Below are 13,142 nucleotides of genomic sequence, written 5' to 3'. Positions count from 1 at the left end.
GGCGCAACGTCCCCCAGTATTCCCTGTCCCGGTGCGGTGCGGCGACAGCCCCGCAACCCGAGTGGTCTAATGGGTTTGTGAGCTCCGCGACAAAGGGCAACGACGCCCAGCACCCCACCAGCGTCTACTGGGACCCGCAGCTGCTGCAGTACAACTTCGGGGACTACCACCCCATGAGTCCCACGCGGCTGGACGCGACCATGCGCCTGGTGCAGGACCTCGGCCTGGACACGGCGGAGAACGTGCGGGTCACGGTGCCGGAGGTTCCGGAGGACAGCGTCCTGGAGCTCGTGCACACCCCGGAGTACGTGCAGTCCGTGCGCGCGGTCTCCGAGGACCCCACCCGCGAGATCCCGGAGTGCGGCCTGGGCACGGAGGACACCCCCGGCTACGCGGGCATCCACGAGTCCAGTGCGCGGCTGGTGGGCGGCAGCTACCAGGGAGCCGTGGAGCTGCTGAGCGGAAAGGTGGTCCACGCCGTCAACTTCAGCGGCGGCATGCACCACGCGGCCGCGGACAAGGCCTCGGGCTTCTGCGTCTACAACGACTGCGCCGTGGCCATCCAGCACCTGCTGGACAACGGTGTGCAGCGCGTGCTCTACCTGGACGTGGACGGCCACCACGGGGACGGCACGCAGTCGATCTTCTACGACGAGCCCCGCGTCATGACCATCTCCCTGCACGAGACAGGGCTCTCCCTGTTCCCGGGCTCGGGCTTCGCCAACGAGATCGGCGAGGGCGAGGCCGCCGGAACGGTGGTCAACGTGGCCATGCCCACGCGCTCCGACGACGCCCAGTGGCTGCGCGCGTTCGACGCCGTGGTCCCCCCGATCACGCGGGAGTTCGCTCCCGAGGTGATCGTCTCCCAGCACGGCTGCGACTCCCACTTCCAGGACGAGCTGACCCATCTGCGCGTGAGCGTGGACGGTCAGCGTCAGGTGGCGCTCGCCGTGCGCGACCTCGCGCAGGAGGTCTGCGAGGGCCGCTGGCTCGCCACGGGCGGTGGCGGCTACGACGTCCACGACGCCGTGCCGCGTTCCTGGGCGCACCTGGTGGGTGTCGCGTCCGGTCACCCCGTGGCCGTGACCACCAGGGTGCCGCAGTCCTGGCGGGACTACATGAGCGAGACGTACGGCGGCCGGCCCCCCGAGGTCATGGGCGACGACGTGGACCTGTGGTGGCGCTCCTGGGAGATCGGCTACGACCCCAACGACGAGACCGACCGCAGCATCATGGCCACCCGCAAGGAGGTCTTCCCCCACTGGGGGCTGGACCCCTGGTACGACTGACGCATCTGCCGGCCGGGGCGCACCTGGCGGCGGATTGGGGCGGACGCGCGCGCTCCCACTAGGCTGTTTCCCATGTCCCACGATGCATATTCCGCGCTCTCCGATCCCACACGACGCCGCATCCTCGCGGCCCTGCAGGACGGCGCGCGGCCGGTGGGCGAGCTCGTCACCGAGCTGGAGGTCTCCCAGCCCACGGTGTCCAAGCACCTCAAGGTGCTGCGTGACGCCCGCATGGTGAGCACCCGGGCACAGGGGCAGAAGCGCTTCTACAGCATCGCCCCGGAACCCCTGGAGGAGGTCGTGGCCTGGCTGGGCGAGCTCGTCGCCGCCGCCGGCGCCGCGGATCCTGCTGAGGGGACGACGCCGCCCGCGCCGGCCCCGGCGCCCGTTCCGTCGGTGGCGTCAGACGATGCCGCAGCGCCGCACGGCCACCCCGCTGAGCCGGAGGACGACGCCGCCGCTGTTGATGCCGCGCACTCGGAGGAGACCGCCGCAGCAGAGGCCGCGGAACCCGGTGAAGCCGTCGAGGAGACTGCCGCCGCGGACATCGGCGCCGCGATCGAGCTCTCCGATCCGGACGGGTCGGCACCAGAGCTCGCCCCCGTCGTTCAGGAGTCCGTACCGTCCTCGGAGGAGGACCGCTCCCCGGCCGCCGAATCCGCCCCCGAGCGGTCCGTGCCGTGGTTCACCGCGGAGGTCACCGAGGTGACGGAGGAGGAGGAGGCCGGGACCGGCGTCGTACCGGCTTCCGTGGAGGACGCGCCCGGGGCCGGGATGGCGGGCCACGAGCCCGGGATGGCGGAGCGCGAGTCCGGGGCGTCCGCCCTGCCTGACGCCGAGGACGAGGCCGCGGAGCACCGCACAGGGTTCGCAGAGACGGACCCCGCCGCCGACCGCGAGAGCGAGGACCTCGAAACCACCGCGGAGCACTCGGCCGACCCCCTCCCCGACGCGGAGACCCCGGTCACACAGGCTAGTGTGGAGCACGATGTCCCTGCCGACGCTCGCGCGCAGTCCGATGCCGCGCGCGAGACCGGCCCCCGCGATCCTGCGGGGTCCGACCCCTCCGAGAGCGCGGAGCCGCTGCGTCCGCGCGGTGGGGCGCATCGTCGTCAGAGCGGTCTGCTGTCCACTCTGACGGGGTTCCGGCGCCGTGGCCGCGGCACACGCCGCGACTGAGGGCCCCACCCACCGACACCACGAGACGGCAGGAGAGCCATGCACGAGAAACTGATCCCCATCCGGCAGATCATCACGGCACGCAACCCGGGAGAGTCCGAGTTCCACCAGGCCGTGGACGAGGTCTTCGAGTCCCTGGGACCCGTGGTGGCGCGCCACCCGGAGGTGCTGGACTCCGCGATCGTGGAGCGGATCTGCGAGCCCGAGCGGCAGATCATCTTCCGCGTGCCCTGGGTGGACGACCAGGGCGAGGTGCACATCAACCGCGGTTTCCGCGTGGAGTTCAACTCCGCCCTGGGCCCGTACAAGGGCGGGCTGCGCTTCCACCCCTCGGTGTACCTGGGCATCGTCAAGTTCCTGGGCTTCGAGCAGATCTTCAAGAACGCGCTCACGGGCATGCCCATCGGCGGCGGCAAGGGTGGCTCGGACTTCGACCCCTCCGGGCGCAGCGACGCCGAGATCATGCGCTTCTGCCAGTCCTTCATGACCGAGCTGTACCGCCACATCGGCGAGTACACGGATGTTCCCGCCGGTGACATCGGCGTGGGCGGCCGGGAGATCGGCTACCTGTTCGGCCAGTACAAGCGGATCACCAACCGCTACGAGTCCGGGGTGCTCACGGGCAAGGGCCTGTCCTGGGGCGGCTCGCTCGTGCGCACGGAGGCCACCGGCTACGGCGCGGTGATGTTCGCGGAGGAGATGCTCAAGACGCAGGGCAAGAGCTTCGACGGCCGGGACGTGATCGTCTCCGGTTCCGGCAACGTGGCCATCTACGCGATCGAGCGCGCCCAGTCCCTCGGGGCCAAGGCCCTCACCGCCTCGGACTCGGGCGGCTACGTGGTGGACAAGGACGGCATCGACCTGGAGCTGCTCAAGCAGGTCAAGGAGGTGGAGCGTGGACGCATGAGCGACTACGCCGAGCGCCGCGGCTCCTCCGCCACCTACGTGGCCGGTGGTTCCGTGTGGGACGTCCCGGGATCCGTGGCCCTGCCGTGCGCCACCCAGAACGAGCTCAACGGCCGCCAGGCCAAGACACTGCTGGAGAACGGCGTGGTGGCCGTGGCCGAGGGCGCGAACATGCCCTGCACCACGGACGCCGTGCACCTCTTCCAGGAGTCGGACGTGCTGTTCGCACCGGGCAAGGCCGCGAACGCCGGCGGCGTGGCCACCTCCGCGCTGGAGATGCAGCAGAACGCCTCGCGGGACTCGTGGAGCTTCGAGCACACGCAGGACCGGCTGCAGGAGATCATGCGCGGCATCCACGAGACCTGCGCCGCGACCGCCGACGAGTACGGCATGCCCGGCAACTACGTGGCCGGCGCGAACATCTCCGGGTTCATCAAGGTGGCACGCGCCATGGTGGCCCAGGGCATCATCTGAGATCGCGCACGAGAGCACGAGAGCACGAGGGCTCGCGAAAATGACCGACCGCCGCATCCAGCGGTTGGTCACCCGTCGAGTCTAGGGTGGAGACTATGGCAACGCATCGAGAGGTTCTGCAGTGGCTCGAGAACGAGCTGTTCGACGGACACCTGGTGCTTGGGCAGCGGCTGCCCACTGACAAGGACATGGCCGCGATCTTCCGCGTGTCCCGCAACTCCATGCGAGAGGCCCTGAAGATCCTGGAGGCGCAGGGCATCGTCAAGCTCTTCGAGGGCCCCCACCGGGCCATCCTGCCCATCCTGGTGCGGGAGCCCGCCGCGTCCGCCGGCCCGGCGCTGCAGCTGCACATGGCCACCTCCGAGCACCCCCTGCGGGACATCGTCCAGACCCGGGTGCTGCTGGAGACCGCCGCCCTGCACGCCTCGGAGCAGCGCTGGATCCCCCGGGACGAGCTGCAGGGGATCATGACGGAGATGGACCGGGAGGACCTGGGGCTCAAGCAGTTCCACGACCTCTACGTGAGCTTCCACATCGCCCTGGTGAAGTCCTGCGGCAACGCGGTCAGCACGGCACTGTTCACCGCGCTGCGCGACTCGATCTACGAGTACACGATGGCCCTGGTGGGTCACGTCCCGCTGTGGTCCACCACCTCCAGCCGCATCCGCGCCGAGCACCGGGCGATCGTCGGGGCCCTGGATGCCGGGGACTGCACCCTCGCGGCCCGGCTGGTGCGCGAGCACATCGAGTACCAGTACGAGGAGGCCGGCGTGGACCCGGATCAGGCCCACACCACCGCGGCGGACCCGCACGCCCTGGGCGACGCCGCGGCGTCGCCGGAGTCGGCCGCCGAGGACGACGAGTTCTCCGCCGCGCCCCGCGCGAGCGCGTGAGCCCCGCCCCCGTTTTCAGGCGGGGCGGGGTCACGCGGTAGGCTATGGCGTAGTTTGCCGTTAATCGGATGTTGCCCCTGAGTTCGATGGGGCGGGGTGGCGTTGACTCGCAGCCCCCAGCAAACACACTGTCCAGAGAATTGTGAGGGATCCTATGGGTTCGGTCATCAAGAAGCGCCGCAAGCGCATGTCCAAGAAGAAGCACCGCAAGCTGCTTCGCAAGACCCGTCACCAGCGCCGCAACAAGAAGTAGGCAGCGCTCGTGCCAGGCCCCGTTCCCCGTGGGGGAGCGGGGCCTTGCCATGTGCGTAGCATGGTCGCCATGACCGATCAGCCCCGTTCCCCGCAGGCACCCGCAGGCACCGGCCCGGGCTCGTCCGGGCGTGCGGGGCGCACGGGTGGGTTGCTGTCCGGCGTGGACTGGACCCGCACGCGTCCGCGGCACGAGGTCACGCTGCTGACCAAGCCCGGGTGCCACCTGTGCGACGACGCCCGGGACGTGGTGGAACGGGTCTGCGCACAGACCGGCACCGAGCTGCGCGAGCAGGACATCACTGGGGACCCCGCCCTTGTCCGGGACTACGCCGAGTTCGTGCCCGTGGTGTTCGTGGACGGCGCGGCCTGGGACCGCTGGCGGATCGACGGCGAGCGGCTGCGCGCGGTGCTCGCCTGAACCTCGGAGCCTGAACCTCGGATTGGGGCCTCCCGGCGGGGTTTGAGACACTGGGGCCATGCCTTCAGCTACCGTCCACCTCCTGCGCCACGGCGAGGTCCACAACCCCGAGCACGTGGTCTACGGTCGCCTGCCGGAATACCACCTCTCCGAGAAGGGCGCCCGCATGGCGGAGGCCGCCGCGACGGACCTCGCGCAGCGCGTGCAGGACGGGGAGAACATCGTGCTCCTCGCGTCCTCCCCGCTGACCCGCACCCGGGAGACCGCCGCACCGGTGGCCCGTGAACTGGGTCTGGACGTCCGCACGGACGAGCGGCTGATCGAGCCCGCCAACCACTTCGAGGGCCTGCACGTGTCCGGGCGGGAGCTGGCCAAGCCCAAGCACTGGCCGCACCTGCTCAACCCCCTGCGCCCCTCGTGGGGCGAGCCGTACCGCCAGCAGGTGGAGCGCATGGCACAGGCCGTGCGGGAGCTCGCCCGGGAAGCCGTGCGGATCGGGGGCGACGGCGCCCAGGCCGTGGCCGTGTCCCACCAGCTGCCCATCTGGCTGACCCGCCTCTCGGTGGAGGGACGCCCCCTGCCGCACGATCCGCGGCGCCGCCAGTGCAACCTCGCGTCGCTGACCTCCCTGACGTTCAGGGACGTTGACGCCGCCGAGGTCCCGCAGCTGACCTACCGGGAACCGGCCGCCCACCTCTATCCAGGTGTCAACCAGCTTCCCGGCTCATAATCGATGTCCCACTGCACCCCCTCACGTCTTCAGGTGATGACTCCGTGACCCCACAGCCCTCCTCCGCCCGGCGTCCGCGCGCCCGCACGCGTGTGCGCACGGGGCTGATCGCCGTGGTGGCCGCGGCGGGCCTCGCGCTCACGGGCTGCTCGGCGTCCTCCGACGACCTCGCGGACCAGGCGAACTCCGGCGGGGACAAGGGGTACGTGGCCGGGGACGGTTCCGTGAGCGAGTACGCACCGGACCAGCGCGGCGAACCGGTGTCCTTCGACGCCGCCATGTACGACGGCTCCACCGTCTCCGCCGACAGCCTTCGCGGCAAGCCCGTGGTGCTCAACTTCTGGTACGCCGGGTGCGCCCCGTGCCGGGCGGAGGCCCCGGACCTCGTGGCGCTGCACGACGAGTACGGGGACCAGGCCCAGTTCATGGGCGTGAACCTGCGGGACCAGCAGGCCACTGCCGAGGCGTTCGAGCGCACCTTCGGGGTGGAGTACCCCTCCGCCACGGACCTCAACGGTGAGGTGCTGCTGGCCCTGAGCGAGTACGTGCCCCCGCAGGCGGTGCCCACCACCCTGGTGCTGGACTCGCAGGGCCGCGTGGCCGCCCGGATCCTCGGCAAGGCGGACAAGTCCACCCTGGACGCGCTCATCAAGGACACGGTGGCCGAGTCCGCATGAACGGCAATCCCTTCGCCGAGGTTATCCTCGACGGCTCACTGATTGCCGCGCTGCCCGTGGCTCTGCTGGCGGGCTTCGTCTCCTTCGCCTCCCCGTGCGTGCTGCCGCTGATCCCGGGCTACCTGGGGTACATCACCGGGCTCACCGGGGCGGACCTGCGCGAGCAGCGCCGCGGCCGCATCTTCTGGGGGGTCCTGCTCTTCGTCCTGGGCTTCTCCCTGGTGTTCGTGGTGATGTCCGTGGTGCTCGCCCAGCTCGGGGCCTTCGCGTGGTTCCGGGGCCAGGAGTGGATCATGGTGGTGCTGGGGATCCTGGTGATGGTCATGGGCGTGGTCTTCCTGGGCGGGCTCTCCTGGTTCCAGCGTGACCGCAAGATCGAACGCCGGCCGCCGCCGGGTCTGTGGGGAGCGCCCGTGCTGGGCATGACCTTCGGGCTCGGGTGGGCGCCGTGCATCGGCCCCACCTTCGCGGCCGTGCAGGCGCTGGCCTACGTGGACGGTGCCTCCACGGGCAAGGCCGTGGTGCTGACCACCGCCTACTGCCTGGGACTCGGGGTTCCGTTCATTCTCATCGCCCTGGCCATGCGCCGGGGGATGGGTGCCATGTCCTTCTTCCGCCGCCACCGCCTCACCCTGCAGCGTGTGGGCGGCGTGGTGCTCGTGCTCATCGGCCTGGCCATGGCCACGGGTGTCTGGTCCGCGCTGGTCTCCTGGATCCAGTCCGAATTCGTAACCGATTGGGTGATGCCGATATGACGACAGCGCGCACTCCGCGTGAGCGGAAGCCGAAGCGCCCCGACGTGGAGGTCCCGGCCCTCGGGTTCGTCGGGATGCTGCGCTGGGCGTGGCGGCAGCTCACCAAGATGTCCACGGCGCTGGTGCTGCTGCTGCTCCTGGCCATCGCCGCGGTGCCCGGGTCCCTGTTCCCGCAGCGGGTGCAGGACCCGGAGGCCGTCACCAGCTACATCGAGGCCAACCCCACGATCGGCCCGGTGCTGGACACCCTGCAGCTCTTCGACGTCTACCAGTCCTACTGGTTCTCGGCGATCTACATCCTGCTCTTCATCTCACTCGTGGGCTGCGTGATCCCGCGTGCCATCCAGCACTTCAAGGCGTGGCGCTCCAAGCCGCCCCGCACCCCCCGGCGGCTCAGCCGCATGCCCCAGTACCGCAAGGTCATGCTGGGCGGACGGGACGGCGGCGCGGGCCCCACCCCGGACGAGGCGGTCGAGCAGGCGGCTGCGGCGCTGAAGAAGCGCGGCTACCGTGTGCAGGTCCAGGACCTGGGCTCCGCGGCGCCGTCGGTGGCGGCCGAGCGGGGCATGCTCAAGGAAGTGGGCAACATCCTCTTCCACGTGGCGCTGCTGGCCGTGCTGATCTCCGTGGCCATCGGATCCCTGTACGGGTACAAGGGTCAGAAGGTGGTCGTGGAGGGCGAGTCGTTCGTGAACACCCTGGTGGCCTACGACTCCTTCGAGCCGGGCAACAACTTCGACGAGGACTCCCTCAACCCGTTCTCCCTGCAGCTGGACTCGTTCGAGGCCACCTTCAGCCGTGACACCTCGGACCCCGAGCACTACGGCCAGCCCACGGACTTCAACGCGGACCTCACCGTCACGGAGGAACCCGGGGCCGCGCCGGAGGACGTGAAGCTGGAGGTCAACAAGCCGCTGAACGTGGACGGCACCAAGGTGTACCTGGTGGGCAACGGCTACGCCCCCGTGCTGCGCGTGAAGGACGGCGAGGGCAACGTGGCCTACGAGGGGCCGGTGGTCACGGTGCCCTCCGACTCGGTCTACACGTCCTCCCTGACCCTCAAGGTCCCCGACGCCGCTCCGGACCAGCTGGGCTTCGTGGGTCTCCTGCTGCCCACGGCGGTCTCCCAGGACGGGAAGATCCCGCAGTCCGTGGACCCGGCGCTGAACAACCCCGCGCTGCTGCTCTCCTCGTTCAGCGGCGACCTGGGACTGGACAGCGGCCAGCCGCAGAACGTGTACGTGCTGGACACCCAGAACCTCGAGGAGCTCAACTCCATGAGCTCTCCCAACGGGCCCATCGTGCTGGACGGCCAGCACCGCACGGCCACGCTGCCCGAGGGCAAGGGCAGCGTGGAGTTCGTGGACGTCAAGCGCTACGTGGGCCTGGACGTGCACTACGACCCGGGGCGGATCCCGGCCTTCATCTCCTTCCTGGTGGCGTTCACCGGGCTCATTATGAGCCTGTTCATCGCGCGTCGCCGGGCGTGGGTGCGGGCCGTGGAGACCGAGGACGCCCACGGGGTGCGGTGTACTGTTCTGGAGTACGGTCTGCTGGCGCGTGGCGAGGACCACCGCCTGGGTGCGGAAGCCGAAAAACTGACAGCTCTGTGGACGTCATTGTGGGAGGACCGCGGCGTGCGGGAGTTCCACCTGGATTCGTCGGATAAGGCGCAAAACAATGGGTAGCGACATCAATGTGACTTTGGGCAACTGGAGCGAGTGGTTCATGCTCCTGGCCGCCATGACCTACATGGTGGCGTTCGTGGCCTTCGTGTGGGACATGGCCACCCACTCCAAGACCCTCGCGGTCAAGGAGCGCTCACGGGCCGCCAAGCAGGCCGCCGCGGAGCGGAAGTCCGAGCAGCTCGTGGGCGCCGGTGCGGGGGTCGCGGGCGGTTCCTCCGCGGCGGGTTCCGCGGGTACGGTCGCCGGCCCGTCGGCGTCGCGCGCGAGCGGCGGGGCCACCTCGGCGGCGGACGCGGGCGGGACGGTCTCCGCCGAGTTCCGCACCTCCGCGCAGAACACCACCAAGGGTGCCGGCGAGTTCGAGGCGCTGAACTACCAGCACAGCACCCGCCGCCCGGCGGCGCGCGTGGCCGTGGCCCTCATGGTCATCGCGTTCGTGCTCCACGCCTTCGCCGTGGTCTCCCGCGGGATCGCCGCGGACCGCGTGCCGTGGGCCAACATGTACGAGTTCTGCAGCACGGGTGCCCTGGTGGTCTCCGGTGTGTACCTGGTCACGCTGATCTTCAAGGACCTGCGCTTCGTGGGTCCCATGGTCTCCGGGCTGGTGCTCACCATGCTGTGCCTGGCCACCATCGCGTTCCCCACCCCGGTGTCCCCGCTGCAGCCCGCGCTGCAGTCCTACTGGCTGATCATCCACGTGTCCATCGCGGTCGCGGCGTCCGGCGTCTTCACCATCACGTTCGCCATGGCCGTGCTGCAGCTCATGCAGTCCCGCCGCGAGCGGCTGCTGGCCTCCGGGCAGGAGTCCCGCATGGGCTTCCTGCGCGCGGTGCCGGACTCCGTCACGCTGGAGAACTTCGCGTTCCGCCTGAACTCGGTGGGCTTCGTGTTCTGGACCTTCACCCTGGCCGCGGGAGCCATCTGGGCGGACCAGGCGTGGGGCCGCTTCTGGGGCTGGGACACCAAGGAGGTCTGGACCTTCGTGGTGTGGACGGTCTACGCCGCCTACATGCACGCCCGCGTGACCCGTGGCTGGAACGGCAACCGCTCCGCGTGGCTGTCGATCGCCGGCTACATGTGCGTGGTCTTCAACTTCACCGTGGTCAACACGCTGTTCCCGGGTCTGCACTCCTACTCCGGCCTGTGACGCGCGGGGTGGCGTCCGCACGCATGACGACGCCGCCCGCACCCTTCCACGAACGAGCCCGCCTCCGCTGCTGCGGAGGCGGGCTCTGTCGTGCGGTGCTGGCTGCTGGGTGCTCGAGGGCCCCCGACGCGAGCGGGGTGCCCGTGGTGCTGGGGGACGCCGAGGGCGCACGGTGGCCGGACGCCAGGAGAAACCGCGTGCGGCCGGTCAGCGACCGTGTCGCGGACGGGGTCAGTCGTGGCGGGGAGGCTCTCCCTCGGGGTGACCGGGGCCGGTGCCGTCGCCGTCGGTGTTCTCGTCCAGGTCCCCGTCGGTGGGCTGCTCACGGCCGGTGCTCCGCCCGCTGTCCGGGTTCGCGTCCGTGCCGTTGCGCGTGTCCTCCGCGGCGTGCGACCCCGTGGTGGGCTCCGTCCAGCGCGGGTCGGAGGGGTCCAGCGGCTCATCCACCTGCGGCTTGGCCCCCGGGGCCTGACCGGTGCGCTTGAGCTCGTTCTCCCACTCCTGCAGCTTGCGCGCCTGCTCCTGCTGCTTGCGGCGCTCCTCGAGGTTGCGCAGGAACTGGGGGTCGTCGTCCGGGCCGCGGCCGCGTGCGGCGTCCCGGGCGGCGTCGTCCGTGCGGGGACGGCCGAAGAAGGGCCACAGCACGGCCCCGACCACGGGCAGCAGCAGGATGATGAGCAGCCACGCGCCCTTGGGGACGGCCCGCACCCGGTACCTCTCCGACTGTGCGCACTCGATGAGCGCGTAGATGACGAGGCCCACTGCCAGTGCGCCGGACCCGATGATGAGAATGGCTCTGCCCATGCCGATCATCCTAGGGGAGTGCGCCGGGGCCACCGCGTTCACGGTCGTGGGTGTGCAGCGCCGCGCCCGGGGTGCACACAGCGAGACCACCTAGAATGGGCCCGTGAACTTCTTGAAGTACTCCCTGCTGCGCCTGGGCATCCTGGTGGTCCTGTTCCTGCTGTTCATGCTCCTGGGGCTGGGACTGGTGTTCTCCGGGATCGCGGCCGTGGTGGCCGCGTTCGCGATCTGCTACATCTTCTTCCCCACGCTGCACTACGCCGCGGGCCAGGACTTCCACCGTTTCATCGCGCGCTCGCCCAAGCCCACCAACCGTGTGGAGCTCGAGGACCAGGAGATCGAGGACTCGTACACGGACGCCGAGGCCCGCAGGGAGCTCTGAGCGGACTCAGCCCACGTACTGCTGCACGAACACCGCCACCGCGTAGAGCACGGTGACGCCCAGGTTGATGAACCCGCACATCTTGAGCACGGGGATCAGCTCGCGCCGCTCGGGAGTCTTGAGCACCGTGGAGGCCGCGTTCACGGCCAGGGGCGTCATGGCGTAGACCAGCAGCACCCACGGGTTGCCGGGAACCAGCAGCAGGGGCAGGACCATGCCCACGAACAGCTCTGCGGTGAACGTGAGCCGGGCCTTGGGGTCCCCGAGCCGCACGGCCAGGGTCTGCTTGCCCACCTCGCGGTCCCCGGGGATGTCCCGGATGTTGTTGGCCATGAGCAGGGCGCACGCGAAGAGCCCGGTGGAGACCGCCATGACCCAGGCGTCCATGTTCAGCTGGCCGGCCTGGGTGATCGTGGTGCCCAGCGTGGCCACCAGCCCGAAGAAGAGGAACACGAACAGGTCCCCGAGGCCCATGTAGCCGTACGGCTTCTTCCCACCCGTGTAGCCCCAGGCGGCCGCGATGGCGAGCAGCCCCACCACAGCGAGCCACCACTGCTGCGAGAGCACCACAAGGGCGGCACCCGCCACGGCGGCAATGCCGAAGCACGCGAACGCGGCCGACTTGACCTCACGCGGGGTGGCGGCGCCGGAACCGGTCAGGCGCAAGGGGCCCACGCGCTCGTCGTCCGTGCCCCGCACGCCGTCGGAGTAGTCGTTGGCGTAGTTCACACCGATCTGCAGCGCGAGCGCGACCACCAGGGCCAGCAGCGCGGGCACCACACGGGCTTCGTACATGGTCTGCGCGGCGGCCGTGCCGGCGATCACCGGGGCCGCGGCCATGGGCAGCGTGCGCAGGCGTGCCCCTTCGACCCACTGAGCTGGTGTGGCCACGGTGCAACCTTTCATGAACGGACGAGGACGTCCCGTCATTGTTTCATGCTCTGTGCAGGTGCACATGCCGTGCGGACGGCGCCGGCGCCGGCGCGGGCGGTCTCGGAGCGCTCCGAGCGCGGGGCGCAGCGGGGCTCAGGGCACCTCCACCGTGACCTCTCGCGCGTCAGGGTCCCAGCGCCGCAGCGCGGTGACGTCCAGCGAGCGGGGTGGCGCGACGTCGCTCAGCACCTCCAGCGCCCGGCCCACGGTGGGGGCGTCCAGGCGCGTGCCGAGGGTGACGTGGGGAACCCACGGGCCGGAAGGGGTGCGCTGCTCCGGCAGCAGGGCCCGCAGCTCGGCCACGGCGCCGAGGACAGCGGGCGGAACCGCGAGCGACTCGGCCAGCACGTACGGACCCCTGCCCAGGACCGTGAGCCCGGTGACGGGCACGACGAACGGCAGCAGGGGGCCGAACAGCTCCCGGGCCCGCCGCAGCACTGCCTCGGAGAAGCACGGGGCCGAGACCACCGTGAGGTGCGGGGCGTTCGAGGAGCTGCGGTGGCGGGCCTGGCTCGGAAGCCCGGCACGGTTCAGGGCATCCCACCGGGCGCGGACGAGGGCGTCGTCGCCCGGAGCGAGAACGAGGTCCAGGGAGTGCAGGGGCACAGTTTC

At 70.4% G+C, this 13,142-nt stretch carries 15 protein-coding genes; 12 read left to right on the top strand and 3 right to left on the bottom strand.

The window, feature by feature from the left end; all coding sequences use genetic code 11:
* Nucleotides 1–77 precede the first annotated feature (77 nt).
* From HMPREF2833_RS05410 to ccsB, 11 genes are all read left to right on the top strand, one after another.
* Complete coding sequence (locus tag HMPREF2833_RS05410; RefSeq protein ID WP_019311112.1) at nt 78–1,289, top strand: acetoin utilization protein AcuC; 1,212 nt, start codon at nt 78–80, stop codon at nt 1,287–1,289.
* A 72-nt stretch (nt 1,290–1,361) separates the two neighbouring features.
* Nucleotides 1,362–2,468, top strand: coding sequence for an ArsR/SmtB family transcription factor (locus HMPREF2833_RS05405; RefSeq protein WP_070636844.1), 1,107 nt, complete (start codon nt 1,362–1,364; stop codon nt 2,466–2,468).
* A 39-nt stretch (nt 2,469–2,507) separates the two neighbouring features.
* Entirely contained in the window at nt 2,508–3,848 is a 1,341-nt protein-coding gene (gene gdhA, locus HMPREF2833_RS05400; protein ID WP_039100592.1) for an NADP-specific glutamate dehydrogenase, read from the top strand.
* 95 nt (nt 3,849–3,943) lie between these two features.
* The gene (locus HMPREF2833_RS05395; protein WP_070636843.1) at nt 3,944–4,741 is read left to right on the top strand and encodes a FadR/GntR family transcriptional regulator; all 798 of its coding nucleotides are present in this window, start codon (nt 3,944–3,946) and stop codon (nt 4,739–4,741) included.
* A gap of 154 nt (nt 4,742–4,895) precedes the next feature.
* On the top strand, nt 4,896–4,994 hold the full coding sequence (locus tag HMPREF2833_RS12125; RefSeq protein WP_005504750.1) for a 30S ribosomal protein bS22: 99 nt from the start codon (nt 4,896–4,898) through the stop codon (nt 4,992–4,994).
* A 69-nt stretch (nt 4,995–5,063) separates the two neighbouring features.
* Nucleotides 5,064–5,414, top strand: a complete 351-nt coding sequence (locus HMPREF2833_RS05390) for a glutaredoxin family protein (RefSeq protein WP_083310985.1) — start codon at nt 5,064–5,066, stop codon at nt 5,412–5,414.
* 58 nt (nt 5,415–5,472) lie between these two features.
* Complete coding sequence (locus HMPREF2833_RS05385) at nt 5,473–6,144, top strand: histidine phosphatase family protein (RefSeq protein ID WP_070636841.1); 672 nt, start codon at nt 5,473–5,475, stop codon at nt 6,142–6,144.
* 44 nt (nt 6,145–6,188) lie between these two features.
* A complete protein-coding gene (locus HMPREF2833_RS05380) occupies nt 6,189–6,821 on the top strand; it encodes a TlpA family protein disulfide reductase (RefSeq protein ID WP_070636839.1) in 633 nt (210 codons plus the stop codon).
* A complete protein-coding gene (locus tag HMPREF2833_RS05375) occupies nt 6,818–7,576 on the top strand; it encodes a cytochrome c biogenesis CcdA family protein (RefSeq protein ID WP_019311119.1) in 759 nt (252 codons plus the stop codon). Before HMPREF2833_RS05380 ends, HMPREF2833_RS05375 begins: the two co-directional genes overlap by 4 nt.
* On the top strand, nt 7,573–9,264 hold the full coding sequence (locus HMPREF2833_RS05370) for a cytochrome c biogenesis protein ResB (RefSeq protein ID WP_070636837.1): 1,692 nt from the start codon (nt 7,573–7,575) through the stop codon (nt 9,262–9,264). The genes HMPREF2833_RS05375 and HMPREF2833_RS05370 overlap by 4 nt, the downstream gene beginning before the upstream one ends.
* On the top strand, nt 9,257–10,411 hold the full coding sequence (ccsB, locus tag HMPREF2833_RS05365; protein WP_070636835.1) for a c-type cytochrome biogenesis protein CcsB: 1,155 nt from the start codon (nt 9,257–9,259) through the stop codon (nt 10,409–10,411). Before HMPREF2833_RS05370 ends, ccsB begins: the two co-directional genes overlap by 8 nt.
* A 231-nt stretch (nt 10,412–10,642) precedes the next feature.
* Here ccsB and HMPREF2833_RS05360 read toward each other — a convergent pair whose 3' ends face one another.
* Entirely contained in the window at nt 10,643–11,215 is a 573-nt protein-coding gene (locus HMPREF2833_RS05360) for a PLDc N-terminal domain-containing protein (protein ID WP_246829083.1), read from the bottom strand.
* 103 nt (nt 11,216–11,318) lie between these two features.
* On the opposite strand from HMPREF2833_RS05360, the gene HMPREF2833_RS05355 reads away from it, so the two are divergent.
* On the top strand, nt 11,319–11,597 hold the full coding sequence (locus tag HMPREF2833_RS05355; protein ID WP_070636831.1) for a DUF4229 domain-containing protein: 279 nt from the start codon (nt 11,319–11,321) through the stop codon (nt 11,595–11,597).
* Between the two features lie 6 nt (nt 11,598–11,603).
* Here the strand turns inward: HMPREF2833_RS05355 and HMPREF2833_RS05350 are convergent, their stop codons facing one another.
* Together HMPREF2833_RS05350 and HMPREF2833_RS05345 are read right to left on the bottom strand one after the other, a co-directional pair.
* The gene (locus HMPREF2833_RS05350; RefSeq protein ID WP_070636829.1) at nt 11,604–12,488 is read right to left on the bottom strand and encodes a 1,4-dihydroxy-2-naphthoate polyprenyltransferase; all 885 of its coding nucleotides are present in this window, start codon (nt 12,486–12,488) and stop codon (nt 11,604–11,606) included.
* Between the two features lie 135 nt (nt 12,489–12,623).
* Complete coding sequence (locus HMPREF2833_RS05345; RefSeq protein ID WP_070636827.1) at nt 12,624–13,136, bottom strand: 2'-5' RNA ligase family protein; 513 nt, start codon at nt 13,134–13,136, stop codon at nt 12,624–12,626.
* Nucleotides 13,137–13,142: the final 6 nt, after the last annotated feature.

It is taken from the genome of Kocuria sp. HMSC066H03, assembly GCF_001812045.1.
Lineage (GTDB): Bacteria > Actinomycetota > Actinomycetes > Actinomycetales > Micrococcaceae > Kocuria > Kocuria rhizophila.
This window is presented reverse-complemented; position numbering and strand designations above follow the sequence as displayed.

What these genes read in the sequence shown, in the direction of transcription:
- ccsB (WP_070636835.1), top strand. Translation starts at nt 9,257, where the DNA reads ATGGGTAGCGACATCAATGTGACTTTGGGCAACTGGAGCGAGTGGTTC.
- HMPREF2833_RS05405 (WP_070636844.1), top strand. Translation starts at nt 1,362, where the DNA reads ATGTCCCACGATGCATATTCCGCGCTCTCCGATCCCACACGACGCCGC.
- HMPREF2833_RS05360 (WP_246829083.1), bottom strand. Translation starts at nt 11,215, where the DNA reads ATGGGCAGAGCCATTCTCATCATCGGGTCCGGCGCACTGGCAGTGGGC.
- HMPREF2833_RS05375 (WP_019311119.1), top strand. Translation starts at nt 6,818, where the DNA reads ATGAACGGCAATCCCTTCGCCGAGGTTATCCTCGACGGCTCACTGATT.
- HMPREF2833_RS05370 (WP_070636837.1), top strand. Translation starts at nt 7,573, where the DNA reads ATGACGACAGCGCGCACTCCGCGTGAGCGGAAGCCGAAGCGCCCCGAC.
- HMPREF2833_RS05390 (WP_083310985.1), top strand. Translation starts at nt 5,064, where the DNA reads ATGACCGATCAGCCCCGTTCCCCGCAGGCACCCGCAGGCACCGGCCCG.
- HMPREF2833_RS05385 (WP_070636841.1), top strand. Translation starts at nt 5,473, where the DNA reads ATGCCTTCAGCTACCGTCCACCTCCTGCGCCACGGCGAGGTCCACAAC.
- gdhA (WP_039100592.1), top strand. Translation starts at nt 2,508, where the DNA reads ATGCACGAGAAACTGATCCCCATCCGGCAGATCATCACGGCACGCAAC.
- HMPREF2833_RS05395 (WP_070636843.1), top strand. Translation starts at nt 3,944, where the DNA reads ATGGCAACGCATCGAGAGGTTCTGCAGTGGCTCGAGAACGAGCTGTTC.
- HMPREF2833_RS12125 (WP_005504750.1), top strand. Translation starts at nt 4,896, where the DNA reads ATGGGTTCGGTCATCAAGAAGCGCCGCAAGCGCATGTCCAAGAAGAAG.